At 72.0% G+C, this 25,745-nt stretch carries 26 protein-coding genes; 12 read left to right on the top strand and 14 right to left on the bottom strand.

The features are described 5' to 3' along the window. Positions 1 to 56: 56 nt before the first annotated feature. Complete coding sequence (gene serA, locus ASF18_RS04370; RefSeq protein WP_056349791.1) at positions 57 to 1,304, bottom strand: phosphoglycerate dehydrogenase; 1,248 nt, start codon at positions 1,302 to 1,304, stop codon at positions 57 to 59. Between the two features lie 269 nt (positions 1,305 to 1,573). Here serA and ASF18_RS04365 point away from each other — a divergent pair, with 269 nt between their 5' ends. From ASF18_RS04365 to ASF18_RS04350, 4 genes are all read left to right on the top strand, one after another. Continuing rightward, complete coding sequence (locus ASF18_RS04365) at positions 1,574 to 2,977, top strand: FAD-binding oxidoreductase (protein ID WP_056274924.1); 1,404 nt, start codon at positions 1,574 to 1,576, stop codon at positions 2,975 to 2,977. Positions 2,978 to 3,070: 93 nt separating this feature from the next. Then, positions 3,071 to 4,045, top strand: a complete 975-nt coding sequence (locus ASF18_RS04360) for a S1C family serine protease (RefSeq protein WP_056349789.1) — start codon at positions 3,071 to 3,073, stop codon at positions 4,043 to 4,045. A gap of 63 nt (positions 4,046 to 4,108) precedes the next feature. Next, positions 4,109 to 5,539, top strand: coding sequence for a methylenetetrahydrofolate--tRNA-(uracil(54)-C(5))-methyltransferase (FADH(2)-oxidizing) TrmFO (trmFO, locus tag ASF18_RS04355; RefSeq protein WP_056349788.1), 1,431 nt, complete (start codon positions 4,109 to 4,111; stop codon positions 5,537 to 5,539). 137 nt (positions 5,540 to 5,676) lie between these two features. After that, positions 5,677 to 7,002 carry an MFS transporter gene (locus ASF18_RS04350; protein WP_056349786.1) on the top strand — a complete coding sequence of 442 codons (1,326 nt, stop codon included), beginning with the start codon at positions 5,677 to 5,679 and terminating at the stop codon, positions 7,000 to 7,002. Here ASF18_RS04350 and ASF18_RS04345 read toward each other — a convergent pair. Both ASF18_RS04345 and ASF18_RS04340 read right to left on the bottom strand, forming a co-directional pair. Then, a complete protein-coding gene (locus ASF18_RS04345; protein ID WP_056349784.1) occupies positions 6,983 to 7,513 on the bottom strand; it encodes a GNAT family N-acetyltransferase in 531 nt (176 codons plus the stop codon). The two genes, ASF18_RS04350 and ASF18_RS04345, sit on opposite strands and share 20 nt — an antisense overlap. Positions 7,514 to 7,655: 142 nt before the next feature. Next, the gene (locus ASF18_RS04340) at positions 7,656 to 9,374 is read right to left on the bottom strand and encodes an L-lactate permease (protein ID WP_056222231.1); all 1,719 of its coding nucleotides are present in this window, start codon (positions 9,372 to 9,374) and stop codon (positions 7,656 to 7,658) included. Positions 9,375 to 9,641: 267 nt separating this feature from the next. On the opposite strand from ASF18_RS04340, the gene ASF18_RS04335 reads away from it, so the two are divergent. Further along, positions 9,642 to 10,565 (top strand): manganese catalase family protein, encoded by a 924-nt coding sequence (locus ASF18_RS04335; protein ID WP_056222081.1) that lies wholly within the window; start codon positions 9,642 to 9,644, stop codon positions 10,563 to 10,565. Positions 10,566 to 10,679: 114 nt separating this feature from the next. Here ASF18_RS04335 and ASF18_RS04330 read toward each other — a convergent pair whose 3' ends face one another. The 5 genes from ASF18_RS04330 to yajC form a co-directional block, all read right to left on the bottom strand. Next, the gene (locus tag ASF18_RS04330) at positions 10,680 to 11,561 is read right to left on the bottom strand and encodes a phytoene/squalene synthase family protein (protein ID WP_056274930.1); all 882 of its coding nucleotides are present in this window, start codon (positions 11,559 to 11,561) and stop codon (positions 10,680 to 10,682) included. Positions 11,562 to 11,574: 13 nt separating this feature from the next. Next, positions 11,575 to 11,964, bottom strand: a complete 390-nt coding sequence (locus ASF18_RS04325) for an MTH938/NDUFAF3 family protein (RefSeq protein WP_056349782.1) — start codon at positions 11,962 to 11,964, stop codon at positions 11,575 to 11,577. A gap of 8 nt (positions 11,965 to 11,972) precedes the next feature. After that, positions 11,973 to 12,920, bottom strand: a complete 948-nt coding sequence (secF, locus tag ASF18_RS04320) for a protein translocase subunit SecF (RefSeq protein WP_056349780.1) — start codon at positions 12,918 to 12,920, stop codon at positions 11,973 to 11,975. A gap of 191 nt (positions 12,921 to 13,111) precedes the next feature. Continuing rightward, complete coding sequence (gene secD, locus ASF18_RS04315; protein WP_056222070.1) at positions 13,112 to 14,722, bottom strand: protein translocase subunit SecD; 1,611 nt, start codon at positions 14,720 to 14,722, stop codon at positions 13,112 to 13,114. Between the two features lie 80 nt (positions 14,723 to 14,802). Then, positions 14,803 to 15,138, bottom strand: coding sequence for a preprotein translocase subunit YajC (yajC, locus tag ASF18_RS04310; RefSeq protein WP_055949106.1), 336 nt, complete (start codon positions 15,136 to 15,138; stop codon positions 14,803 to 14,805). Between the two features lie 298 nt (positions 15,139 to 15,436). Here yajC and ASF18_RS04305 point away from each other — a divergent pair, with 298 nt between their 5' ends. The 3 genes from ASF18_RS04305 to ASF18_RS04295 all read left to right on the top strand — a co-directional run bounded on the left by ASF18_RS04305 (position 15,437) and on the right by ASF18_RS04295 (position 17,048). Beyond that, complete coding sequence (locus tag ASF18_RS04305; protein WP_056222067.1) at positions 15,437 to 16,342, top strand: ATP-binding protein; 906 nt, start codon at positions 15,437 to 15,439, stop codon at positions 16,340 to 16,342. A 132-nt stretch (positions 16,343 to 16,474) separates the two neighbouring features. Further along, the gene (locus tag ASF18_RS04300) at positions 16,475 to 16,768 is read left to right on the top strand and encodes a BrnT family toxin (RefSeq protein WP_056349778.1); all 294 of its coding nucleotides are present in this window, start codon (positions 16,475 to 16,477) and stop codon (positions 16,766 to 16,768) included. After that, positions 16,746 to 17,048 carry a BrnA antitoxin family protein gene (locus ASF18_RS04295; protein WP_056349776.1) on the top strand — a complete coding sequence of 101 codons (303 nt, stop codon included), beginning with the start codon at positions 16,746 to 16,748 and terminating at the stop codon, positions 17,046 to 17,048. The genes ASF18_RS04300 and ASF18_RS04295 overlap by 23 nt, the downstream gene beginning before the upstream one ends. Before the next feature lie 121 nt (positions 17,049 to 17,169). Here ASF18_RS04295 and ASF18_RS04290 read toward each other — a convergent pair whose 3' ends face one another. After that, positions 17,170 to 17,583 carry a DUF3597 domain-containing protein gene (locus ASF18_RS04290; RefSeq protein WP_056274936.1) on the bottom strand — a complete coding sequence of 138 codons (414 nt, stop codon included), beginning with the start codon at positions 17,581 to 17,583 and terminating at the stop codon, positions 17,170 to 17,172. Positions 17,584 to 17,947: 364 nt separating this feature from the next. Between ASF18_RS04290 and ASF18_RS04285 the strand changes: the two genes are divergently transcribed. Further along, positions 17,948 to 19,000: an ABC transporter substrate-binding protein gene (locus ASF18_RS04285; RefSeq protein WP_056222058.1), complete on the top strand. Its 1,053-nt coding sequence runs from the start codon at positions 17,948 to 17,950 to the stop codon at positions 18,998 to 19,000. Positions 19,001 to 19,009: 9 nt separating this feature from the next. On the opposite strand, the gene ASF18_RS04280 is transcribed toward ASF18_RS04285, so the two are convergent. Beyond that, the gene (locus ASF18_RS04280; RefSeq protein ID WP_056349774.1) at positions 19,010 to 19,399 is read right to left on the bottom strand and encodes a tautomerase family protein; all 390 of its coding nucleotides are present in this window, start codon (positions 19,397 to 19,399) and stop codon (positions 19,010 to 19,012) included. A gap of 115 nt (positions 19,400 to 19,514) precedes the next feature. Here ASF18_RS04280 and ASF18_RS04275 point away from each other — a divergent pair, with 115 nt between their 5' ends. Further along, the gene (locus tag ASF18_RS04275; RefSeq protein WP_056349772.1) at positions 19,515 to 20,411 is read left to right on the top strand and encodes a LysR substrate-binding domain-containing protein; all 897 of its coding nucleotides are present in this window, start codon (positions 19,515 to 19,517) and stop codon (positions 20,409 to 20,411) included. Between the two features lie 20 nt (positions 20,412 to 20,431). On the opposite strand, the gene ASF18_RS04270 is transcribed toward ASF18_RS04275, so the two are convergent. Continuing rightward, a complete protein-coding gene (locus tag ASF18_RS04270) occupies positions 20,432 to 22,003 on the bottom strand; it encodes an ATP-binding protein (protein ID WP_056222051.1) in 1,572 nt (523 codons plus the stop codon). Between the two features lie 430 nt (positions 22,004 to 22,433). Here ASF18_RS04270 and ASF18_RS04265 point away from each other — a divergent pair, with 430 nt between their 5' ends. Further along, positions 22,434 to 22,640 (top strand): hypothetical protein, encoded by a 207-nt coding sequence (locus ASF18_RS04265; RefSeq protein ID WP_056222048.1) that lies wholly within the window; start codon positions 22,434 to 22,436, stop codon positions 22,638 to 22,640. A gap of 28 nt (positions 22,641 to 22,668) precedes the next feature. Beyond that, complete coding sequence (locus ASF18_RS04260; protein ID WP_056222045.1) at positions 22,669 to 22,953, top strand: hypothetical protein; 285 nt, start codon at positions 22,669 to 22,671, stop codon at positions 22,951 to 22,953. A 74-nt stretch (positions 22,954 to 23,027) separates the two neighbouring features. Here the strand turns inward: ASF18_RS04260 and ASF18_RS04255 are convergent, their stop codons facing one another. The 3 genes from ASF18_RS04255 to ASF18_RS04245 all read right to left on the bottom strand — a co-directional run bounded on the left by ASF18_RS04255 (position 23,028) and on the right by ASF18_RS04245 (position 25,627). Further along, on the bottom strand, positions 23,028 to 24,071 hold the full coding sequence (locus ASF18_RS04255; protein WP_056349770.1) for a P1 family peptidase: 1,044 nt from the start codon (positions 24,069 to 24,071) through the stop codon (positions 23,028 to 23,030). A gap of 113 nt (positions 24,072 to 24,184) precedes the next feature. Continuing rightward, positions 24,185 to 25,042, bottom strand: coding sequence for an EamA family transporter RarD (gene rarD, locus ASF18_RS04250; protein WP_056349768.1), 858 nt, complete (start codon positions 25,040 to 25,042; stop codon positions 24,185 to 24,187). Between the two features lie 144 nt (positions 25,043 to 25,186). After that, the gene (locus tag ASF18_RS04245) at positions 25,187 to 25,627 is read right to left on the bottom strand and encodes a hypothetical protein (RefSeq protein WP_056222033.1); all 441 of its coding nucleotides are present in this window, start codon (positions 25,625 to 25,627) and stop codon (positions 25,187 to 25,189) included. Positions 25,628 to 25,745: the final 118 nt, after the last annotated feature.

Here is a 25,745-nt window from a genome sequence, read left to right as displayed (position 1 = left end):
AGCAGGCGACTGCGCGCGCCTCAGCGGCACGCGTAGAGCAGGCGACTGCGCGCGCCTCAGCGGCGCTCGTAGAGCAGGCGGGCCCGGATGGTGCCGTCCAGCGCCCGGATCTCCTCCAGCAGGCTCTCGGCGTCGGCATCGGTGACGTCGGTCTCCACCACCACGTAACCGACCTCGCCGTCGGTCTGGTAGAACTGCGCCGCGATGTTCACCCCGCGCCGGGCGAAGGTGTCGTTGAGGCGCCCCAGCATGCCCGGGATGTTGCGCTGGACGTGGATCAGGCGGGTGCCGGTGGGACGGGCGGGCAGCTGCACCTGCGGGAAGTTCACGGTGCCGACGGTCGAGCCGATGTCGGAGTAATCGACGAGCTTGCGCGCCACCTCGGAGCCGATGCGCTCCTGCGCCTCCTCCGTCGAGCCGCCGATATGCGGCGTCAGGATCACGTTGGGCAGGCCCTGGAGCGGGCTGACGAAGCGCTCCTGGTTGGAGCCGGGCTCCACCGGGAACACGTCGACGGCGGCCCCCCGCAGGTGGCCGTCGCGCAGGGCGCGGGCCAGGGCGTCGAGGTCGACCACGGTGCCGCGGGCGTTGTTGATCAGGAAGGCGCCGGGCTTCATCGCCCGGATCTCGGCCTCGCCGATCATGTTGTGGGTCTCGGGCGTCTCCGGCACGTGCAGGGAGACCACGTCGCTCTGGGCCAGCAGGGTCTCCAGGCTGTCGGTGGGCTCGGTGTTGCCGTGGCGCAGCTTGTCGGTCTGGTCGTAGAACACCACCCGCATGCCCATGCCTTCCGCCAGCGTCGAGAGCTGCGAGCCGATATTGCCGTAGCCGACGATGCCCAGCGTCTTGCCCCGCACCTCCTGCGAGCCGGTGGCCGACTTGTCCCATTCGCCCGCATGGGCGCCCACCGAGCGCGGCACGATCCGGCGCAGCAGCATCACGATCTCGCCGATGACGAGCTCGGCCACCGAGCGGGTGTTCGAGTAGGGCGCGTTGAAGACCGGGATGCCCCGGTGGCGGGCGGCCTCGAGGTCGACCTGGTTGGTGCCCACCGAGAAGCAGCCCACCGCCAGGAGGCGCTCGCCGTGGGCCAGGGCCGCCGCGTCGAGCTGGGTGCGCGAGCGGATGCCGAGGATGTGCGTGCCCTTCAGGGCCTCGTGCAGGGCCTCCCGGTCCAGGGCCTTGGCCACCCGGACGACGTTGGTGTAGCCGGCGGCGGCGAACAGCTCGGCGGCGCTGTCGTTGATGCCTTCGAGCAGCAGGACGCGGATCTTGTCCTTCGGGAAGGAGAGTCGTTCGGCCATGGTCGTGTTCTTCTCGGATCTCGCGCCCGTGGCGGGCGGATGGGGCGCCGGCCCCGAAGGCCGCGCGACGCGGCCGGGACCGTGACGCCGGCGCCCGAATGGGCCGTGTGAGAAGCCAGTTCACGGGTCCGGTCAAGGGCCGGCCTTGAGCATCGGCGGCGATTGTCAGGCCGCCCCCTTGACCCGGCGGGCCGGCGCCGGAATGCCGGGACGACCCGTTTCCCGGACCGTCCGGCCCGGGCCGGACCGCCAGCACGAGGAGCCTTCCGATGAGCCAGACGCGCGCACAGGCCGACCTCCTCGGCCGCCTGGAGGCCAGCCTCGGCCGGGGCGGCCTGCTGACGGGCGAGGAGGATTGCGCGCCCTACGCCGTCGACTGGCGCCGCCTGTTCCCGGGCCGGCCGGCGGCGGTGGCGCGCCCGGGCACCACGGCGCAGGTCGCCGCCGTGATGGCCGCCTGTCACGCCGCCGGCGTCGCGGTGGTGCCCCAGGGGGGACATACCGGCCTTGCGGGGGGCGCAACCCCGGACGCCTCCGGCGGCCAGGTGGTGCTGTCGCTCGCCCGCATGAACGCGATCCGCCGGGTCGACCCCCTCGGGCTGACCCTGGAGGCGGAGGCCGGCTGCATCCTCAAGGTGGCGCAGGAGGCGGCGGCGGCGGAAGGGCGCCTCCTCCCCGTCAGCCTGGCGGCGGAGGGTTCGGCCATGCTGGGCGGCGTCATCGCCACCAATGCGGGCGGCCTCAACGTCCTGCGCTACGGCATGACCCGCAACCTCGTCCTCGGCCTCGAGGTGGTGCTCGCCGACGGGACCGTGGTCGACGGCCTGCGCGCCCTGCGCAAGGACAATGCGGGCTACGACTGGAAGCAGCTCTTCATCGGCAGCGAGGGCACCCTGGGCATCGTCACCGCCGCCATCCTGCGCCTGGTGCCGCGCCCGCGCCACACCGCCACGGCGCTCCTGGCGGTGCCCGATCCGGCGGCGGCCCTGCGCCTCCTCCGGGCGGCCCAGGATGCGCTGGGCGACACCATCCAGGCCTTCGAGCTGATCGCGGGGGAATCCCTCGCCCTGGTGGCCCAGCATGCGGGCCTGGCGAGTCCCATCGCCGCCGCCGACTGGACCGTGCTGATGGAGGCGGGATCGAGCCTGCCCGGCCTGCGCGAGGCCGTCGAGACGCTGCTGGGCGAGGCCCTGGAGCGGGGCGACGCCACCGACGGCGTGCTCGCCGAATCCGGCCCGCAGGCGGCCGCCCTCTGGGCCCTGCGCGAGCACATCACCGAGGCCGAGGCCCGGGCCGGCAAGAGCGTGAAGCACGACGTCTCGGTGCCGATCCCGGCGATCCCGGACTTCCTGGCGGCGGCGGGCGAGGCCCTGGCCGCGGGCGCGCCGGGCACCCGGCCGAACATCTTCGGCCACATGGGCGACGGCAACATCCACTACAACGTCCTGATCGGCCCCGGGCACGGATCGGACGCCATCAACCGCATCGTCCACGACGCGGTGGCGCGGTTCGGCGGCAGCATCTCGGCCGAGCACGGCATCGGCCAGTACCGGGTCGACGCCCTCGTCCACCACCGGCGGCCGGAGGAGATGGCGCTGGCCCGCCGGATCAAGGGCGCTCTCGATCCCCAGGGCCTGCTCAATCCCGGCAAGGTGCTGCGCGCCGGGCCTTGAGCGGTCGCAGGGTCGCTCCAGACTGTCGGAATCCGAGCCGGCGACCTATCTCCGGTCTCATCGACACGACACGACGGCAGGAAAGACGCGCCCATGGCCTCGCCCGGAGACTGGAAGATCCCCGCATCCGCCCAGCCCAAGGCCGCAGATTACGGCTACGACCTCGAGCAGGCGCTCACCGCCGTCGTGGCGCTCTCCACGCGGGTACCGCCGGAGGCCTTCACCGCCGAGACGCTGGGCACCGAGCGGGCCGGCAACGGCGTCGTCATCGGCGAGGACGGCCTCGTCCTCACCATCGGCTACCTCGTGACCGAGGCGGATTCCGTCTGGCTCACCACCCATGACGGGCGCTCCGTGCCCGGCCACGTGGTCGGCTTCGACGCGGTCACCGGCTTCGGCCTCGTCCAGGCGCTGGGCGACCTGCGGATCAAGCCGCTGAAGCTCGGGCGCTCCGCGCCCGTCAAGATCGGCGACCGGGCCGTGATGGCCGGGGTCGGCGGACGCGCGCGCAGCCTCGCCGTGGAGATCGTCGCCCGCCAGGAATTCGCCGGCTACTGGGAATACGTCCTCGACGAGGCCCTGTTCACCGCGCCCTCGCATCCGCACTGGGGCGGGGCGGCGCTGATCGGACCGGACGGGGCGCTCCTCGGCATCGGCTCCCTGCAGCTGCAGCAGGGCGGCACCGCCGGACCGAAGACCATCAACATGATCGTGCCGATCGACCTGCTGCCGCCGATCCTCGACGACCTCACCACCCGCGGGCGCGTCGACCGGCCGGTCCGCCCCTGGCTCGGGCTCTATGCCAGCGACGGCGAGGAGTCCGTGGTGGTGATGGGGCTCGCCGACGACGGTCCCGCCGAGGCGGCGGACCTGCGCCCGGGCGACGTCATCGTGGCGGTGGCGGGCGAGCCGGTGGCCGACCTCGCGGGCTTCTTCCGCCAGGTCTGGGCCCTGGGCGAGGCCGGGGTGCGGGTGCCCCTGACGATCCAGCGCGACGGCAAGCCCCTCAAGCTCTCGGTGACCTCCTCGGACCGGGAGCGCTTCCTGGTCTCGCCGCAGCTGCATTGAGCCGCCCCGCATTGATCCAAGCCCCGCATTGATCCAAGTCCCGGGCGGGTCTATCCCGTGCCGATGACGGACCACGCGGAATCCTTGCCCATCCACATCGTCGGCGGCGGCCTCGCCGGGTCGGAAGCCGCCTGGCAGATCGCCGAGAGCGGCCACGACGTGGTGCTCCACGAGATGCGCCCGGTGCGCGGCACCGAGGCCCATCACGGGGGCGACTTCGCCGAACTCGTCTGCTCGAACTCGTTCCGCTCGGACGACGCCAACGGCAACGCCGTCGGCCTCCTGCACCAGGAGATGCGCACCCTTGGCTCGCTGATCCTGCGCGCGGCCGACGCGCACCAGGTTCCCGCCGGCGGGGCGCTCGCCGTCGACCGCGAGGGCTTCGCCCGGGCCGTCACCGCGGCGATCGAGGGCCATCCGCGCATCCGCATCGTGCGCGAGGAGGTCGAGGGCCTGCCCCCCGAGGCCTGGGGCCGCACCATCATCGCCACGGGCCCCCTCACCGCCCCGTCCCTGGCGCAGGGGATCCGCGAATTGACCGGGGCCGAGTCGCTGGCCTTCTTCGACGCGATCGCGCCGATCGTGCACCGTGACTCTATCGACATGGGCAAGGCCTGGTTCCAGTCGCGCTACGACAAGGTCGGGCCCGGCGGCACGGGCGCCGACTACATCAACTGCCCCATGGATCGCGACCAGTACGACCGGTTCATCCAGGCGCTCGTCGCCGGCGACAAGATCGGCTTCAAGGAGTGGGAGGCCTCGACCCCCTATTTCGACGGCTGCCTGCCGATCGAGGTCATGGCCGAGCGCGGCCCCGAGACCCTGCGCCACGGCCCGATGAAGCCGGTGGGCCTCACCAACCCGCACGACCCCACCGTGAAGGCCTGCGCCATCGTCCAGCTGCGCCAGGACAACGCGCTGGGCACCCTCTACAACATGGTCGGGTTCCAGACGAAGCTGACCTATTCCGAGCAGGTCCGGGTGTTCCGCACGATTCCCGGCCTGGAGAACGCCGAGTTCGCGCGGCTGGGCGGCCTCCACCGCAACACCTATCTCGACAGCCCCCGCCTCCTCGACGCGACCCTGCGCCTGAAGGCGCGGCCGTCCCTGCGCTTCGCCGGCCAGATCACCGGCTGCGAGGGCTACGTGGAGAGCGCCGCCATCGGCCTGATGGCCGGCCGCTTCGCGGTGGCCGAAGCGCGCGGGGAGGCCCTCGCGCCCCTCCCCGCCACCACGGCGCTGGGTGCCCTGATCGGCCACATCACCGGCGGCCACATCGCGGCCGAGGAGGCCGGCGCCCCGCGCTCGTTCCAGCCGATGAACGTGAATTTCGGCCTGTTCCCGCCCCTCGACCACGCCCCGAAGGGCGAGGGGGGCAAGCGCCTGAAGGGGCCGGAGAAGGCGGTGGCCAAGAAGAAGGCGATGACCGACCGGGCCCGGGCCGACCTCGCGGCCTGGCTCGGCCACGGACCGGCGCAGATCGCGGCCGAGTAGGGAGCCCGCCGCGGCGCCCCGAACACGGCGCCCGCATTGAAACCGCTCCGCCCCTCCCCCGCCCTAGCGGCGGCGAAAAAATGCGGTCACCCTGGGATGAACGGCCCAGGGCCGAACGTATCAGGCGAGGAACTGCGATGGCGGGCCATGCGGATCACGACCAGGCCGGCTCCCGGGCCGCCGCCGTCCTGCGGGTGACGAGCGGCAACTTCCTGGAGATGTTCGACTTCTTCGCCTTCGGGTTCTACGCCGCCTACATCGCCAAGGCGTTCTTCCCGAGCGAGAGCGACGTCGCCGCGCTGATGCTGACCTTCATGACCTTCGGGGCCGGCTTCCTCATGCGGCCCCTGGGGGCCGTGCTGCTCGGGGCCTATGTCGACCGGGTCGGCCGCCGGAAGGGGCTCATCGTCACCCTGGCCATCATGGCCGCCGGCACGATCCTGATCGCCCTGGTCCCCGACTACGCCAGCATCGGCCTCGTGGCGCCGATCCTGGTGCTGGTCGGCCGCCTGCTCCAGGGCTTCTCCGCCGGGGTCGAGCTCGGCGGCGTCTCGGTCTACCTCGCCGAACTCGCGCCCCCCGGCCGCCAGGGCTTCTATGTCGCCTGGCAATCGGGCAGCCAGCAGGTGGCGATCATGGCGGCGGCGGCCATCGGCTACGCCCTCAACCGCCTGCTGATGCCGGCCGAGATGGGCGCCTGGGGCTGGCGCATCCCCTTCCTGATCGGCTGCCTCCTGGTGCCGTTCCTGTTCTACATCCGGCGCTCGCTGCAGGAGACCCCGGCCTTCCAGGCCCGCAAGGTCCACCCGCCGGTGGGCGCGGTGCTGCGCACCCTGGGGCGGAACTGGCGGATCGTCGGGCTCGGAATGCTGATGGTGGCGATGACCACGATCGCGTTCTACGCGATCACGGTCTACACCCCGACCTTCGGCAAGACCGTCCTCCGGCTCTCCGACACCGACAGCCTGATCGTCACCTTCTGCGTCGCGGTGTCGAACCTGGTCTGGCTCCCCGTGATGGGCGCGCTCTCCGACCGGATCGGCCGGCGCCCGATCCTGCTGCTGTTCTCGGGCCTGACCCTGGTCACCGCCTATCCGGCCCTGGCCTGGCTCGTGGCGCATCCGAGCTTCGAGACCATGCTGGGGGTGCTGCTGTGGCTGTCCTTCCTCTATGGCGGCTACAACGGCGCCATGGTGGTGGCGCTCACCGAGATCGTGCCGCCGGAGGTGCGCACGGCCGGGTTCTCCCTGGCCTATTCCCTGGCGACCGCGTTGTTCGGCGGGATGACGCCGCTGGTCGCCACCTGGCTCATCGCGGAGACGGGCAACAAGGCGGCCCCCGGCCTGTGGCTCGCCCTGGGGGGCGCCTGCGGTCTCCTGGCCACGGTCGTCGTCCACCGCCGGCGGGCGTCGGACCTGCCGGCGACCGGAATCCCGGCCCCGGTCACGCCGACGCGACCGTGAAGATCCGGCGTCCGGGCAGCTGGCCCGGGTCGCCGGTGTCGCGAAAGCCGACCTTGCGCAGGAGGCCGACCGAGGCCGCGTTCTCGGGGCGGCACTGGGCGATGATGACGCGGTGGGGGAAGCGCTCCTGCAGCAGGCCCACCGCGGCGGTGACCGCCTCGGTGCCGAGCCCCTGCCCCCGGGCCGCGCCGCCGACCCAGTAGCCGACCTCGGCGGCGTGGTCGCCGCGCAGGTGCAGGCCGATCACCGCCGCGAGCGCCCCGTCCGTCCGCAGCCATGCGCCGAGGAAGCAGTCCTTCGTCACCTTGGCCGGGCCGATGAGCTGGCGCGCGTCCTTCAGGGTGAAGGGGGCGGGCAGGAAGTCGACCGCCCCGGTGATGGCCGGGTCGTCGGTCAGGGCGCGCAGGGCCTCGGCGTCGGACGGCACCAGCGGCGCGAGGCGCAGCCGCGCGGTCTCCACCGGCTTGAGGTTCGCGAGGCTGTAGCGCGCGGCGAGCTTGCGGAAGAACATCCCCAGGACTTGCCCCCGCGCGGCCCGGGACACAAGCGGCATCGCGGGCGGCCGGCCCCCGGGCCGTGCGCGGTCACGAAAAAACCCGCCCCGGATCGTCTCCGGGGCGGGCCCTGTCGTCAGGGTGTCGAGCGGATCGCCCCTACGGGTGGATCACCATCGCGCTGAACGGGTGCACGTAGGCCTGCAGCATCACGAGGCCGCCGACCAGGCAGGCCAGCACGATCGAGTGCCAGAACACGAAGCGCAGGATCTTGCCCTCCTGGCCGAAATAGCCGGTGGCGGTGGAGGCGACGACGATCGACTGGGCGTCGATCATCTTGCCCATCACGCCGCCCGACGAGTTCGCCGAGGCCATGAGGATGCCCGACAGGCCGAGCTGCTCCGAGGTGATCTTCTGCAGGCCGCCGAAGAGCACGTTGGAGGCCGTGTCCGACCCCGTGAGCGCGACGCCGAGCCAGCCCAGCAGCGTGCCGAAGAACGGGTAGAGGATGCCGGTGCCGGCGAAGGCGAGGCCCAGGGTGGCGTCGACGCCGGCGTAGCGGGTGAGCACGCCCAAAGCCAGCATCGCCGCGATGGTGATGAGCGAGTAGCGCAAGACCCAGATCGTCTCGATGTAGGCCGTCACCAGGCGCCAGGGCGAGAAGCGCATGATCAGGCCGGAGATGATCGCCGCGAACAGCACGCCGGTGCCGGTGTAGGACATGTAGGTGAAGGCGAAGACGGCGGCTTCCGGATGAGCCTTGGCCACCACCGGCGGCACCTTCATGATGACGTTGTGCAGGCCCGGGACCTCGTACTTCCAGGTGAAGATCGGGTTGACGAGGCTCTTGAACCAGCCGGTGCCCCAGATCGCCACGATCACCGAGAGGATGATCCACGGAACCCAGGCCATCGCGATCTCGCGGGAGGTCGCGGTGCGGCCGCCGAGATCCACCTTGGGCAGGTCGCCCGGGACGGCGGCGCCCAGGGAGACCGGACGGCCGCCGTTGACGTAGCCGATCGACGGGTCGTTGCCGCGAAGCGCCGGGGAGGTCCAGACCTCCTTGGGCTGCCAGACCTTGAGGAAGGCCACCAGGGCGGCCATCGAGATCAGGGAGGCGCCGATGTCGACGATCCAGGGGTTCACGTAGTTCGAGATCAGGAACTGGGCCGCCGCGAAGGAGCCGCCGCAGACCAGGATCGGGGGCCAGATCTTGATCATGCCGCGGAAGCCCGCGAACACCCAGATCAGCCAGAACGGCACGATGATCGAGAAGAACGGCAGCTGCCGGCCGATCATGGCGCCAAGGATGTAGGGATCGTAGCCCGTCACCGAGGCGAGGCCCTGGATGGGCGCGCCGAGCGCCCCGTAGGCCACGGGCGCCGTGTTGGCGATGAGCGAGAGGCCGGAGGCGGCCAGCGGCGAGAAGCCGAGGCCGATCAGGATCGCGCCCGTCACCGCCACCGGGGTGCCGAAGCCGCCCGCCCCCTCGAAGAAGGCGCCGAAGGCGAAGGCCACGAGGAGGAGCTGGAGGCGCCGGTCCGTGGTGATGCCCGCCACCGATTGCTGGAGGGTGGCGAACCAGCCCTTCTCCACCGTCAGGCGGTAGAGGAAGATGACGTTCAGGATGATCCAGCCGATGGGGAACAGGCCGAGGGCGACGCCGTAGCCGGAGGCGCGCAGGGCGAGGTCGCCCGGCATGCCGAACAGGAAGACGGCGACGCAGAAGGCGAGCACGAGGGAGAGCACGGCCGCGATATGGGCCTGGACCTTGCCGCTCGCGATCATGCCGAGCAGGGCGATGACGGGCAGCGAGGCCGCAAGCGTCGAGAGCCAGGCGTTCCCGAATGGGTCGTAGACCTGATTCCAGGTGGTCACTGTGTTCACGGGGGCCGTCCTCCTCCAGGGCAACCCGATCTCATGCCGGGCCTTGTTCCCGTTGCTAGCAGAGCCGTTCGGCCGGCTCAACGCGGTTAATCATGTATTCAGAGGGTGTTGCACGAAGATCCGTCCGCGCCGCCGGCGCACCCGCCCCGGTCCGCGACGCCGCGGCCGCCGCATTCCTGGCCGGGCCAGCGGAACATGCGCGTCCGGCGACCACTTCCCTGTCGAGACCCCGAACGACGGGAAGCGGAGATTTAATCCATGTTTATGCGCGTCGACAAGCTACAGGCCGAGCTTCCCGCCCCCAAGCGGAAGGATCCCAACGCCGCTGCGGCCCTGCAGGAACTGCTCGGTGGCAAGTACGGCGAGATGTCGACCCTGGGAAACTACATGTTCCAGAGCTTCAATTTTCGAAGCAAATCGAAGCTGCGCCCGTTCTATAGCCTCGTCGCCGCGATCACGGCCGAGGAACTCGGTCACGTGGAGCTCGTCAGCAACGGCGTGGCGATGCTGAACAACGGCCCCGACAACGACGGCGACGAGAAGGACGGCGGCGACATCTCGAAGGCCCCGTTCGAGGACATGAAGGACATCCGCCTCGCGGCCGCCTTCCTGTCGAACGGCGGCGGCGTCACGCCGGTCAACAGCAACGGCGCGTCCTGGAACAACGACTTCATCACCACCACGGGCAACGTCGTGGTGGACCTGCTGCACAACTTCCACCTCGAGTGCGGCGCCCGCCTGCACAAGCTGCGCGTCTACGAGACCCTGACGGACCCGACGGGCCGCGAGGTCTGCGGCTATCTGCTGGTGCGCGGCTCGGTGCACGCCCACGCCTACGCCCTGGCGCTGAAGAAGATCACCGGCGTCGAGATCGAGAAGTTCCTGCCGACCCCGAACATCAACCTCGACAAGATCCCCGAGTGCCAGAAGTACCTGCAGGAGGGCTCGCACCGCCGGCTCTACACCTTCAGCCCGGGCGACTACACCGAGATGGCCGGCATCTGGGGCAACGGCGAGGTGGCGCTTCCGGGCGACCCGCCGGGCGAGCTCAGCGTCGTCGAGGGGATGCCCGACGGCGGCAAGATCCACCAGCTCACCGGCGTGCCCTCGGCCTTCACCCCGGACTACGCGCCCCAGGAGATGTTCGAGATCGCCGAGAAGCTGACGAAGAAGGCCCGCTGAGGCGGATTTTTCGCGACGGATGACGGGGCGGCTCGTTCGGGGCCGCCTCTTTCGCGAGGGATGACGGGCGGCTCCTTCGGGGGCCGCCCTTTTTCATGGGCGACCGGCCCGCCCTCAGGCCCGGCGGGAGGCCCGCCAGAGGGTCCAGAGGCGGCGCCAGCGCGGGATCTCGACAACGGTGTTGAGGGGGTCGTAGCCCGGCCGCTCCATGGCGGCGAGGTAGGGCTCCACCAGGGCGACGGCTAAGAAGGCGGGGCGGGCCGCCGGCGCGATGGTGGCGCGGGCCGCCGCGTAGGCCTTGAGGTGGCGGCGGGCCAGCGCCCGGAGATCGGCGGTGGCCCGCAGGAGCCCGGGGCCGCCGCGCCCGGTGACGATGTCCTCGCGGGTGACCCCGTAGGTCTTGAGGATGTCGGCGGGCAGGTAGACCTGGCCGGCCCGGGCGTGCCAGGGCAGCGCCCGCAGGAGGCCGGTGACCCCGTAGGCGACGCCGGCATGGCCGGCGGCCGCCGCCCCGCCGGGCTCGACCCCGTCGCAGAGGACGAGGGCGCCGAGGCGGATCAGGGCCGAGACGGTCTCGCCGCAATAGCCCTCGAGGTCGTTCACCCGGGGCATCGGGTCCTCGTAGAGGTCGAAGACCCGGGCGTCGATCAGATCGACGAAGGGCTGGCGCCCCAGCTTGCGCCGGACGATGGCGTCGTCGAGGGCGGCGGCCACGGGGTTGGCCTTCACGTCGCCGCGGGCCTCGCCCTGGAGGGCGTCGCGCCACCATTGCAGGCGGATCTCGCCGGCCATCGGGTTGGAGGCGGCCTCGCGGACCCGCGCGACGGTGAGGCTGAAGGCGATGAGGGCGAAGAGGTGGGGACGGGCGCTCGCGGGCGCGAAGAGGGTGGCGAAGTAGCGGTCGGGATCGCCCTCCCGGACCAGGGCCTCGCAATGCTGGAAGGCGAAGGTGAGGTTGCCCTCGGCCGGGCTGGTCCGGGTGTCCGAATCCGTCATGTCCCGCAATTCATCATGCGACCGCGATCAGGGCGGCGGCGACCTTGCGGTTCTCCGCCATGAGGATGTTGTAGGTGCGCGCCGCCGCCCCCGTCTGCATCACGTCGAAGCCGATGCCGCCCTCCTTGAGCCAGCGCCGGAGCGCATCAGGAAAAGGCGCGATCTCGAGCCCGGTTCCGATCAGCAGCAGGTCCACCGCCCCGGCCTCGGCGAGGATCGGGCGCAGGCTGTTCCGGTCGATGGCGCGGGGCGCGCCCACGTCCCAGGCCCGGATGCCCGACGGCGTGACCAGGATCGAGCCGCGATGCGACATCTCGGCGAAGCGGAAGCCGCCGTTGCCGTAGGCGTCGATGAGGTGGCGCCCGGGAACGAAGCCGTCGTGCAGGCTGCCGAGGGACGCCATGCCCGCCCCTACTCCGCCGCCTGGGGCACGCGCCCGCCGGCCGGGCGCCCCTGCGCCTTCACGCCCGAGAGCATCAGGCCGAGATAGATCAGCACCGGCGTCGAGACGAAGATCGCCGAGTAGGTGCAGATCACGACGCCGGCCAGCATCACGATGGCGAAGCCCTTGATCGCCTCGCCGCCGAACAGCACCAGGGCGAGCAGCGACAGGAAGGCCGAGGTCGCGGTCATCACCGTGCGCGACATCGTCGAGTTGATGGAGAGGTTGAGGAGCTCCACCGTGGGGATGGTCTTGTAGCGCCGCATCAGCTCGCGGGTCCGGTCGAACACCACTACGGTCTCGTTGAGCGAGTAGCCCACGATGGTCAGGATCGCGGCGATCGAGGTCATGTTGAACTCGATGCGGCTGATGACGAAGACGCCCAGCGTCAGCACGATGTCGTGCAGCGTGCCCACGATGGCGCCGAGCGCCAGCTCCCGCTCGAAGCGGAACCAGAGGTAGAACAGCACGGCGAGCACCGAGAGCACGACGCCGATGGTGCCGGACTGCACGAGCTCGCCCGAGACGCGCGGTCCCACGGTCTCGGTGCGGCGGAATTCGTACTCGGCGTCGAAGGCGGCGTGCGCCTTCTGCATCACGGCGGTCTGGCCCTGCTCGCCCGGCTGCAGGGGGAAGCGCACCAGGACGGTGCCCTCGCCGCCCAGCTCCTGCACTTCCGTCTCGCCGAAGCCGAAGCCGTTGGCGGTGTGGCGGACGGCCCCGACATCGGCCGTCTTCGACTTCGCCTGCAGCTCCACCAGGGTGCCGCCCTTGAAGTCGATGCCGAAGTTCAGGCCGACGGTGAGGAACAACACCACCGTCGCCACCGACAGGAACGCCGAGAGCGGGAAGGTGATGCGCCGGAAGCGCATGAAGTCGACGTGCGACTCGTCGGGCCAGAGGCGGAGCAGGCGCATGATCGGTCTCGGGTCTTTCGGCGATGCGGTCGATCGGGCTTCTGCGTGGCCGCGCTCGTCTCCTCCGGGCTCCCCGTCATTCCGGGCTCGCCTGCGGCGCCCCGGAATGACGTGGTGGCGTGGCGACCGAGCGGATCACGCGAAAATCGGATCGACCTCCTCTTGCAAACGGTGAACGGGCGAACGGCGGATTAGAACGGCAGCGCCTTGGGCCGGGCCATGTTGTACCACAGGGCGATCATCATCCGGGTCAGCGTGACGGCGGTGATGACCGTGGTGAGGATGCCGAGGATGAAGACCACGGCGAAGCCCTTCACCGGGCCGGAGCCGAGGAAGAACAGGATCAGGGCGGCGATCGCCATGGTCGAGTTCGAATCGATGATGGTGGCGAAGGCCTTGTCGAAGCCGGCCTGGAGGGCCGACACGATGGAGCGCCCGGCCCGGACCTCCTCGCGCACGCGCTCGTAGATCAGCACGTTGGAATCCACCGCCGTGCCGATGGTGAGCACGATGCCGGCGATGCCCGGCAGGGTCATGGTCGCCTCCAGCACCGACATCAGGCCGAGGATGAGGCCCACGTGCACGATGAGGGCGATGTTGGCGAAGAAGCCGAACACCCCGTAGGTGGCGAACATGAAGGCGATGACGAGGGCGCCGGCCACCAGGGTGGCGTACTTGCCGGCCTGGATCGAGTCGCTGCCGAGGCCGGGGCCGACGACGCGGCGCTCGACCACGGTGAGCTTGGCCGGGAGCGCGCCGGCCCGCAGCAGGATCGAGAGCTCGTTGGCCTGGGCCACGGTGAAGTTGCCGGTGATCTGGCCGGAGCCGCCGGTGATCGGCGTGTTGATGCGGGGGGCCGAGACCACCTCGTTGTCGAGGACGATGGCCATGCGGCGGCCGACATTCTCCGAGGTCGCCTGGCCGAAGCTCTGGGCGCCCTTCAGGTTGAACTTGAAGCTGACCATCGGCTCCTGGGTCTGATGGTCGAAGGCCGGCTGGGCGTCGGTGAGGTCGGCGCCGGAGGCCATCACGCGACGCTCAACGGGGACGCGGGCGCCCTTCTCGTCCTTGGAGGGCAGCAGGTCGACGTCGCCGGAGGGCGAATCCGCCAGCATCCGGAACTCGAGCTTGGCCGTCTTGCCGAGCTGGTCCTCCAGCTTCTGCGGATCCTGGAGGCCGGGGACCTGAACGAGGATGCGGTCGGCGCCCTGCTGCTGGATCGAGGGCTCCTTGGTGCCGCCGAAGTCGATGCGGCGCCGGATGACCTCGATGGCCTGGGTCACGGCCCGGCGCGTCCGGTCGGTCAGGCCCGCATCCGTGAGGGTGAGCTGGATCACGCCCTCGGGCTTCTCGGCGACGGTCAGGGTCTGGCCGCCGCCCTGGCCCACCAGGGCGTTGGAGATCGGCTGCGCGAGCTCGCGCAGCTTCGGCAGCACCTTGGCGCGGGCGGCCTCGTTGGAGATCCGGAGCTGGACGCCGCGCGGGATGATCTGGATGCCGCCCTCCGGCGTCACCCCGCCGGCCTCGCGCAGGACCCGGCGGACATCGTCGCGCAGGGCCGTCGTCAGGGACTTGGCGAGGTCGTTCTGGTCGACCTCGAGGAGGAGCTGCGAGCCGCCCTGGAGGTCGAGGCCCAGCACGATGGCGCGCTGGGGCACGATCCAGCTGGGGAACCAGCTCGGCAGGGAGGCCATGAAGTGGCTGCGCTGCTCGGCCGAGAAGAAGCTCGGCACGGCGAGGCTGAGGCCGATCAGGATGACGGCCAGCGTCGTGACGATCTTGGTTCTCGAGAAGCGCAGCATCCGCCGGGTCCGTCCTGTGTCCGTTTCCTCAAGGGCGCCGCGGGCCGTGGGCCCGGCCTGCAGCGCCCGGGTCGCCGCCTTCAGGCGGCCTTGACCGGCGCGCCCTTGACGCGGACTTCCGAGATCATCGCGCGCACGACCTTGACGCGGACGTTGGGCGCGATCTCGACCTCGATCTCCGAGGCCTCGTCGGCGACCTTGGTGACGCGACCGACGATGCCGCCGGTGGTCACGACGGTGTCGTCGCGGCGGACGTTCTTGACCATGTTCTGATGCTCCTTCACGCGGCGCTGCTGCGGGCGGAGGATCAGGAAGTACATGATGACGAAGATGAGGACGAACGGCACCACCTGCAAGGCGATGTCCGCTCCGCCAGCGGCCGAGGTGGCCCCTTGCGCGAAGGCGGGGGTGATCAAGCGGGTGACTCCTCAAGGATAAGGCCCGCGCCGCCAGACCCTCGGTCGAGGGGGCGTCCGGGCTTGTCAAAAAGCGCGCGGACTATAGCCAGGGCCTAAGTGAAAGCAACGCCGCCCGGGTGAGGCGAATGGGTCCGGGGCCGCGAATCGCCGGCGGCGGCGCGATTTATCGGGTTCATCGCGGCGCTCCGGCACCGTAAAGCACGGGACCCGCCACGTCCGACCCGCCACGTCTGACCCGCCACGTCTGACCCGCCCTGTCCGCCCCGTCGCGGGACCCGAGTTCGAGGAGCCGTCCATGACCGCCACGCCCCCCGCCGACCCGGCCGTCGATCCGGCAACCCTGGCGGCGTTCCTGCCGGTGCTGGAGCGGATCGCCGCCGCCCTGGAGCGCGCCGCCCCCGCCCCGCGCGCGCCCGTCGACCTGACGGAAGCGGACGCCTTCCTGTGGGGGCCGGAGCGCCGGCTGATCCCGGTGCCACGCGTCAACCGGGTGGCGATCGGCCTCCTGACCGGCATCGACCGGGCCCGCGACACCCTGGTGGCGAACACCCGCCTGTTCGCCGACGGCCTGCCGGCCAACAACGCGCTCCTCTGGGGCGCGCGCGGCATGGGCAAGTCCTCGCTGGTCAAGGCGGCGCACGCGGAGATCAACGCGGCGCGGGCGCCCGGCGCCCTCCCCCTGAAGCTGGTGGAGATCCATCGCGAGGACATCGAGGCCCTGCCCGACCTGATGGCGACGCTGCGGGGCGACGCCCATCGCTGGATCGTCTTCTGCGACGACCTCTCCTTCGACGGGGACGACACCTCGTACAAGTCCCTGAAGACGGCGCTGGACGGCGGCATCGAGGGACGGCCCGAGAACGTGCTGTTCTACGCCACCTCGAACCGGCGCCACCTGCTGGCCCGGGAGATGGTGGAGAACGAGCGCTCCACGGCGATCAACCCGGGCGAGGCCGTGGAGGAGAAGGTCTCCCTCTCCGACCGCTTCGGCCTCTGGCTCGGCTTCCACAAGTGCAGCCAGGACGAGTACCTGGCGATGATCCGCGCCTATGTCGCGCGCCATGGTCTGCGCGCCGAGCCGGACCGGGTCCGCGCGGAGGCCCTCGAATGGGCGACCACCCGCGGCTCGCGCTCGGGCCGGACCGCGTTCCAGTTCATCCAGGATCTTGCCGGGCGCCTGGGGCAGCGGCTGGAGGGCTGAAGGCGGGTTCCCGCGCCATAGCCGATCGATACCCCCGGTTGCAAAGCTGGATTTTTTCTCCCTAGGATGGCGTTTCGCGTCGGGCGATCGCGGCAGCGATCCTCTCCCCACGTCACACCACCGGCCGAGACGATGGGCGAGGCGGAGCGCACGGTCTGGGACGATCTCAAAGCGGCCGCGAACATTGCGCTTCACGGGATCGATTTCGCCGACCTCGATGAGGTCTTCGACGGACGCTTCGCGCTGATCGTCGAAGACAGGCGCTGGGACTACGGTGAAAAACGGTTCAATATGCTCGTCGCACACGGCGGGCTCGTTCTGAACGTCACGTTCACGGTGCGGCCGCCCAGGTATCGTATCATCTCGGCTCGGCTCGCGGGCCGAAAGGAAAGGAGGATTTTCCGTGCCCGTCAGCAAGACAGCTAAGGCGCTTCCGGGACGAACGGACTGGACCGCCCTTCACGCCAGGCCCCCCGCGGAGATCGAGCGGCTCGCGGCCGATGATGCGGACAACCCCGCCTCCGACGAGAACCACTGGGCGGAGGCGACGATCGGCCTGCCGCCGGTCAAGACGACGGTGCACGCGAGCTTCGACCGGGATGTGGTCGCGTTCTTCAAACGTGGTGGGAAGGGCTACCAGGCGCGCATGAACGCCGTGCTGCGGCGCCACATGGAAGACGAACAAGCCGGCCGGACATCCGACTGATCCAGGCCGCAGACGCCTGCCCCTTCATGGTAAGCGGTGACACGAGAAAGGGCAGGGAACGCCGTCCCCTGCCCCTCTGCGCGACCCGACATCGGGCCGCGCCGGATCGTCCGAAAAAAGATCAGTCCTTGAGATCGGCCGGCACCTTGCCGCCGTTCTCCTCGAGCTTCTTGATGACCTGCTTGTGCAGCCAGACGTTCATCGTGGCCGAGTCCTCCTTGTCGCCGGTGTAGTGCAGTTCGTCGGCGAGCTGCTTGCGGGCGGTGAGGCTCGAATCGAGGTCGAGGAGCTTCATCAGGTCGACGATCGAGGTGCGCCAGTTCAGGGTCTGCGAATTCTTCGCCGCCATGCCGTTGAGCACCTGCTCGACGTCGACGGGGCCGCCGGCCGGGGCGCCGGTGCTGGTCGGGGTCGAGGCGGGGGCGTCCGAACCGCCGGCGGAGGGCTGTGCGTTCGCCTCGGACGGCTTGGCCTGCGCGTCGCCGCCGCCGAACGGATGGAGGATCTTGCTGACGATGCTGCCGAGGAGGCTCATAACAGGTTTCCCTCAATCTCACGTCGGCGGCCGGTGCCGCGACGGGGTGACAACGGGGTGGGTCCGGACCCGTTCCCGTAACGGGACGGATCCCGAAGGCGGCGCGGGCGAATTCGACGGGCTCTCGACCTTGCCGGCCCGCCTGCAACCCTTCGCCGGCAGGAGATTCATCTTCTCCTTCGCGCATGCGGCGGAGATGAAAACGCCAAACATCCGGGGTGGGGCGCCGAGACCGGAGCGGATTCTTGCGCTGACGCCCCGTGCGTGCCACTGCGCGGCATCCTCCTGGCCGGCCCCGCGCCGCCGCACGCCGTCCCGCCGCGTGCGCGCCCGGGTTCGGCCCGCCCCCGACCGGAACCACCCGATGCGCCCGACCCGCCGTACCGTCACCTTCGCCGCGACCTTCTTCGCCGCCACCCTCGCCGCCAGCGCGGGCCTCCTCGCCGCCGGACCGGCCGCGGCGCAGACCGCCGCGCCGGTCCCGGTCCGCATCGGCGTCATCCCGGTGATCGGCGCGGCGCCGATCTTCGTGGCCAACGGCGAGGGCTGGCTGAAGGAGGCGGGCCTCGCTCCCACCTTCACCACCTTCGAATCCGGCCCGAACATGATCCAGGCCCTGGCCTCCGGCACCATCGACGTCTACGTCGCCGGCGTCGCGCCGCTGGCCGTCGCCCGCACCAAGGGCATCGACGTGCGGGTGGTGGCCGCCACCGCCATCGAGGAGATGGTGTTCGTGGCCGGCCCGAAGCTCGCGCCCTACTTCGCCGACGGCGCCGACAAGGCGCAGGCCTTCGCGCAGTTCCGGGCCAAGGAGGGCAAACCCGCCCGCCTCGCCACGCAGCCGCCGGGCTCGGTGCCCAACACCACCCTGCAGCACTGGCTCTGGCAGGTGGCCAAGGCCGACAAGGCCAATGCCGAGGTGGTGGCGATGGGCATCGACGCGACCCAGCAGGCCATGCTGGCCGGGGCCGTCGACGGCGCCTCGATCCGCGAGCCGGCGCTCACCATCGTGCAGATGCGCAACCCCGCCATCAAGCTCGTCGCCACCGGGGGCGAGATGTTCCCCGACCAGCCGGGCACCGTGGTGGGCGTGTTCGGGGCCTTCGCCGACAAGAACCCCGCCGCCGTGGAAGGCCTGGTGAAGGCCGTGGTGCGCGCCACCGAGCTCCTGAAGAGCGATCCGGCCCGCGCGGCCAAGCCCGTGGAGGCGGCGCTGGGCAAGGGCATCACCGACACCGCCACCATCACCCGGGCGCTGACCTCGCCGGCGGCGAAGTTCACCGCCGACCCGCGCCAGATCATCGCGGCCACGAAGGCGATGCAGGCCTACCAGGTCTCGATCGGCACCCTCGACAAGGACGTCCCCCTGGAGGGCCTGTTCGAGCCGAAATACTACGAGGCCGCCACGAAGCGCTGAAGGCCCCCGTCAGGCCCGGTCCCGGGCGCGCTGCGCCTGGGTGAGCCCGCCATAGCCCCAGGACTCCGCCGGGACCTCGTTCACCACCACGTAGGTGGCGAGGGGCAGGCCCGCCCCGAGGGTCTCGGCGAGCAGCCGGTGCGCCGCCGCGAGGAAGGCCGCCTTCTGGGCCGGGCTGTTGCTGCCGGCCGTGACCGTGGCCTCGAGATGGGCCGCGGTTTCCACCGGTTCCGCGCCGATGCTCCAGGCCCCGGGCGCCGTGCCCTCCACCAGCACCGCCGTCAGGTCGGCGCGCTTGCCCAGGACCTCGGCCATCAGGGCGGTGACGCCCCCCTGGAGTGCCTCGCGGGCGCGCCCGCTCGGGGGCAGGCCGGAGAGGGTGACGCGGACGAACGGCATGGGGGGCTCCTGCGGGTGGGGGTTCGCGGGGTGTGGTGTTGACCCATCCAAGCTTAGAGGCGCAGCATCGTCGCGAAAATCGCGAAGATCCGAACGGATCGTTTGGGAAAACCGAATGGTCGCCACCAGCCTCGACCTCGATGCCCTGCGCAGCTTCGTCACCGGAATCGACCTCGGCAGCTTCGCAAAGGCCGCCGACCGCCTCGGCCGCTCGCCGTCCACCCTCAGCCTGCAGCTGCGCAAGCTCGAGGCGCAACTCGGCCAGCCGCTGACCCGGAAGTCCGGCCGGGGCCTCGCCCTGACCGAGGCCGGCGAGGCCCTCCTCGGCCCGGCCCGGCGCCTGCTCGCCCTCAACGACGAGACCCTGGCCCGGCTGCGCGAACCGGCGCTGGCCGGCACCGTCCGCCTCGGCCTGCCGCAGGATTTCGCCGAGACCTGGCTGCCGGGCCTCCTGGGCCCCTTCGCGCGCCAGCACCCCGGCGTGCAGGTGGAGGTGCGGGTGGAGACCAACGCCGCCCTGCTGGCGGGGCTTCAGGCCGGGCGCCTCGACCTCGTGCTGGCCTGGGAATCCGGCGCCGTGCCGTCGGAGGCCTGGCCGGGCCCGGCGCCGCTCGCGCGCCTCGACCTGCCGATGGCCTGGATCGGGCCGCGGGACGGGTTCGTGCGCGCGCCCGACGCGCCCCTGCCCCTGGTCGCCTTCGCCGCGCCGTGCCTGTTCCGCCAGGCGGGCCTGCGGGCCCTCGACGGGGCCGCGATCCCGTGGCGGGTCGCCTTCGCGTCGCCGAGCCTGACCGGGCTCTGGGCCGCGGTGGGGGCCGGCCTCGGCATCGCCCTGCGGGTGCCCCACGGGCTGCCGCCGACCCTCCGCGCCCTGGAGCCGGCCGAGGCCAACCTGCCGGCGCTGCCCCGGATCGGTCTGTCGCTGCGGGCCTCGACCGGGCGCCGCTCCCCGGCGCTGGACCGCCTCGCGCAGATGCTGCGCGCGGCGATGGCCCCAGGTCTGTTCAGCTGAGAGCCTGTTCGCCCGCGGGCCTACTCGGCGGCGAACAGGCCCGGCAGGCCGGATTCCGCGGCCGGCGGCGCCGCGGCCGCGGCGCCGGACTTGGCCTCGACCGGCGCCTTCGGATCACCGGGTCCGGTCTCGCAGGCCAGGGCCGGCAGGGCGACGATGCGGTTGCCGCGGTAATCCATGCGGCACACGATGGTGCCGCGGGTCTCCACATAGGCGAGCAGGCGCCGGGCCCGGCCGGGCGAGCGGCTGCCGATCGCCCGGGCCAGGGCCTCGTCGCCGGGACAGGGCTCGCCGGCGAGGGCCGCCCGGGCCAGCAGCAGGAACAGGCCCTGGACCTCGTCCGGCAGGGTGGCGGCGACCCCTTGCGCCTCCTCCCAGCGCCCGTCCGCCTCGTCCGGGGCGACGTCGGCCCCGTCGAACCCGGCCCGGGCGACCCCGAGGCGGCGGCGGAAGGCGGCCAGGCTGATCGCCTCGCCGTCGAGGCCGCGCATCCGGCAGCGCACGAGGAAGTCCTGGTAGACCACCGCCACCGGCTGGCCGCCGGCATCCGGGTCGGCGGCGATGCCGCGCAGGACCGCGTCGAGCCCGGCGCGGATCTCGTCCTCGCTCATCGGCTCGGGCGCCTCCACCGGCTCCGGACGGTAGGCGCTGAGCTCGCGCATCAGATCGGCCGGGGTGGCGCGCGGGGTCGGCGGCGTGCGCGGCGCCGGCGCCCAGGCCAGGGTCGGTTCGTCGGGCGAGCGGGTGAGGATGAGGGCGCGCAGGTCCGCATCCGCCGGGGCGGGCAGCGGCACGAGCTTCGGCGAGCCGGAGCGCGCCGAGGTCGTCACCGGGCCGATGCGCAGCGCCAGGGGCCGCCGGCTCAGGGCCGGGCCGAGCGCCACGAACTCGCCCCGGGACAGGTCGCGAAAGCGCTCGGCCCCGCGCCGGTCGAGGCCGAGGAGGTCGGCGGCGCGGGCCATGTCGATGTCGAGGAAGGTGCGGCCCATCAGGAAGTTGGTGGCCTCGGCCGCCACGTTCTTGGCGAGCTTGGCCAGGCGCTGGGTGGCGATGATGCCGGCCAAGCCCCGCTTGCGGCCCCGGCACATCAGGTTGGTCATGGCCCCCAGCGAGGCCTTGCGGGCCTCGTCGGAGACGTCGCCGGCGGCCGCCGGCGCGAAGATCTGGGCCTCGTCGACCACGATCAGGGCGGGGTGCCAGTGGGTGCGCTCGGCCTCGAACAGCCCGCCCAGGAAGGCGGCCGCGGCGCGCATCTGTGCCTCCATGTCGAGGCTCTCCAGGGTGAGCACCACCGAGACCCGGTGCGCCCGCACCCGCGCGGCGATGGCCTGCAGGTCGGCCTCCCCGTGGGCGCCGTCCACCACCACGTGGCCGTAGGCCTCCGCCAGGGTGACGAAGTCGCCCTCGGGGTCGATCACCACCTGCTGCACCGCGCCGGCGCTCTGCTCCAGCAGGCGCCGCAGCAGGTGCGACTTGCCCGAGCCCGAATTGCCCTGGACCAGGAGACGCGTCGCCAGGAGCTCCTCGAGGTCGAGGCGCGCGGGCTCCGCCCCCGGCCCCATGCTCAGACCCATCTCGATGCCGACCGTCATGCCTGCTCCGGCTCCCGCGCGGAGGCTGGTCCTCCGCACCTCCTGGCTCTCGCACGAAGACCTTAACACGCGCGCCATCGGGCCGGTCCGTCGCGCGGGGCCGGCATCCACAGGCCATGGGCCGCACCCGGCGCGCAGACAGAGCCGGCAGGTCCCCCTTTGTTCCTCTTTCGTTCGAGTCACCCTGGAAGGGAATGCGGAGGATGAGCCTCTTGTCCTAGGTGCAAGAACCTAGGCGCGATATCCTAGGCATCTTGGCCTTGACCGACGCGATCCCAGAGTCCCTACTTGAACAAAGGAGGAACGCGGGCCGGCGCGGAGAGCGGCCGGTGTCGAGGAGCCCCGCAGGCATCACCCCGCAGGCATTAAACTGCACCCGCGGCAAAAGCCGCCCTTGCCGCGTCGCCGGCCTGATCCAGTTAATCCCCCCATGAACCCAGTCCTCGTCGTCGCCCTCGTCTGCGCCTCCACCGTCCAGGCCCCGGATTGCTCGCGGGACACGGCGCTCGACATCATCACGGGCCCCGCCCACACCCTGCAGGAATGCCTGATGCAGGGGCCCGTGCTCGCCGCCAATGCGGGGCACGGCAACGACCAGGGCACCTACGTGAAGACGCGCTGCGAGCCGCGGCGCTGACGCGGCGCTCCCGGAGACCGGACACGCCATGGACGACGTCGACCCCGACCGCGCGGTGATGATCCGCCTGCGCGCCCGCCTCGCGGTGGTGGAGCGCGCGGCCTGGTTCGGCCTGGTCCAGGCCATGCGGACGCAGCCCGCCGAGACGGAGGCCTATCTTACGGCCGAGCGGGCCAAGTGCGCGGAGGGCTTCGGCCAGCGCGGCTGGGCCGCCGACCTGACGGAGGCCGAGCGCCGCCTGCTCGGGGCCGAGGTCGATGCCGGCCTCGCCGGCCTCATCGCGGATTCGAAGGCCGAACTCGGCCAGACGTGAACCGGGCCGAGCCCGAATCGCGCCGAGCCCGAATCGCGCCGAGCCTGAACCGGGCCGGCCGCGTTCCGAACCGGTCACGTCCCGAAGCGATCCCGCCAGGCCGGCGGCCCGGCCCATCCGGGCGGCACCGTCGCGCGATGCACGCCGATCGCCACGGCGCGCGCCAGGGTTCGGGCGGCCGCGTCGCCGATGCGGGCGAGGTCGGTGACGGGATCGGCCAGCGCCACCCGCCCGGTGGAGACCGCGAAGACGACGTCGCCGTCCAGCGGCGTGTGGACCGGGCGGATCGCCCGGGCGAGGCCGTCCTGGGCCATCACGGCCAGGCGGAGGGCCTGGGCCTTGGTGAGGGCGGCGTCGGTGGCCACCACCGCCAGGGTGGTGCTCGCCCCGGCCAGCGCCTTGCGCGGCGGCCAGGCGAAGGCATCGGCCGGCATCGCGGCGGGCAATCCGAGGCCCCCGAATTCGTCGCCGACCTCGTCGGCGCCGGCCCAGAAATGCGGCCCCTCCCCCAGCGTCACCCGGCCGAAGGCGTTCACCGCCACCAGCGCCCCGACCCGCACGGGCGATCCGCTCTCGGCCGGCCCCCCGGCCGCGACGCCGGCGGCCGCGAGGCCCGCGACGACCGCCGAGGCGGAGCCGATGCCGCCCTTCAGGTTGGCGGTGGCCGCCCCCGTCCCGGCCCCGACGGAACCGAGGGCGAACGCCCGCGTGGCGGCGAGGGCCGCCGCGTAGCCGAGGTCGCGGTAGGGCGAGAACCGGCCCCAGGCCTTGTCGCCGCCGTTGAGGAGGTCGAACAGGATCGCGGCCGGCACGATCGGCACCCGGGCCGGGCCGATCGCGAAGCCGCGCCCGGTCTCGGCGAGGTGGGCGACGACGCCCGCGGCGGCGTCGAGGCCGAAGGCCGAGCCGCCGGAGAGCACCAGGGCGTCGATGCGCTCCAGGGTGCGCTCGGGATCGAGGAGTTCGGTCTCGCGGGTGCCGGGGCCGCCGCCGCGCACGTCGACGCCCGCCACCACGGGTTCGTCGAAGAGGAGCGCGGTGACCCCGCTGGCGAGGCGCGGATCGCTGGCGTGGCCGACCCGGAGGCCGGCGATGTCGGTGATGCGGTTGGTCGGCACGGGTCACCTCCTCCCGGGGGGCCAGGATCGCACGCGGCGGGGCTTCGGGCGAGGGGTTCGGGGCGAGGGGTTCGGGGCGAGGGGTTCGGGGCGAGGGGTTCCGGCGCGGGCCCTCAGGCGGCCCGCGCCTGCCGGGCGGCGCGATAGGCGTCGGCGGCGTAGATCGCCAGCGCCAGCCAGATCAGCCCGAACAGCACCATCCGGTGCGGCTCCAGCCGCTCGCCGTAGACGAGGGTGCTGAGGAGGAGGAGGCAGGAGGGCGCGAGGTACTGCATCAGCCCGAGCGTCGCCAGGGTGAGCCGCTCGGCGGCCGCCGCGAACCAGATCAGCGGCAGGGCCGTGGTGACTCCGGTGAGCAGGATCAGGCCGGCCCGCACGGGGTCGCCCTGGATCACCGGCGGCGCGAAGGCCGCGAGGTAGAGCAGCGCCACCGGCAGGAGCACCAGCGTCTCGGCGGCGAAGCCCACCATGGCGTCGACGCCCACGACCTTGCGGGCGAGCCCGTAGAGCGAGAAGCTGCCGGCCAGCGCGAGCGAGACCCAGGGCAGGCTGCCCGCCAGGGCGACGGCCAGGAGCACGGCGCCGGCGGCCAGCGCCACCGCCGCGGCCTGGACCGGGCGCAGGCGCTCGCCCAGCACCAGGGCGCCCAGGCCGACGCTCATCAGCGGGTTGATGAAGTAGCCGAGACTGGCGTCGAGCATGTGCCCGGACTGCACGGCCCGGAGGTAGAGGAGCCAGTTCACGCCGATCAGGCCGGCCGACAGGACGAGGAGCCCGTGCCGGCGCACCAGGGGGAAGGGGGTCCGGATCCGGCGGCGCAGGGCCACGAGCAGGCCGGCGACGAGCAGGCTCGACCAGACGATGCGGTGGGCCAGGATGCTGGGGGCCGGCACGGCGTCGAGCAGGCGGAAATGCACCGGGACCACGAGGCCCCAGCTGAGATAGGCGCCGAGCGCGTAGATCAGACCCAAAGGCCGCCTCCCCTTGCCGCCGGCCCTTTGCCGGCGGCCTCGCCGCGGCCCGCGGGGGGACCGGGCGCGGCTTATAGCAGGCGTTCAGGGACGCGCCCCGTGCGGGATGGCGCATGGCGGGGGCGCTCGGGGCGCCCGGCGGGCTCAGCGCGTGCGCGCGAGGGTGACGGCGGGGTCGCCGCGCATGAGGGCGTTCAGGCGCTCGGTGTCGAAGCCCTCGGCGGTTTTTTTCGCCGGCTTCGGGGCCGGCGCGGCGGCGACCTTGGCCACGGGCTTGGCCGGGGCCCGACCCGCCGTCTCGCGGGCAGGGGTTTCGCGAGTGGTGGAGGCCTTGGGCACGGGCGGACGGGTGACGGTCTGGCGGGCGACGGCGTCGCGCCCGAGGATGTCGCTGATCGAGGGGCCGGTCTCGGCCGGGAGCGCGCCCGTCACGGTGGGCTCGGGCGGGCGGAGCCGGGTGAGGGCGGCCACCGGCACGGCCGCCCGGGGCGCCGGATGGTCGAGCCGGTCGACGCAGGCGAAGGCGATGACCAGGGCGCTGCCGCCGAAGACGCTGCCGACGACGATGTTCCGCAGGATACGCAAGGGACGGGCTTCCCGGATACGCGAGTACCGGGATGGATTTAGCGCATCGGCGTTAACGAACCGGAGCGTCCGGTTTCGCGAACGGTCCTGCGCCGGCACAACTCCGCCGGGGCCGCGC

Origin of the sequence: Methylobacterium sp. Leaf89 (assembly GCF_001422215.1) — a bacterium.
Lineage (GTDB): Bacteria > Pseudomonadota > Alphaproteobacteria > Rhizobiales > Beijerinckiaceae > Methylobacterium.
This window is presented reverse-complemented; position numbering and strand designations above follow the sequence as displayed.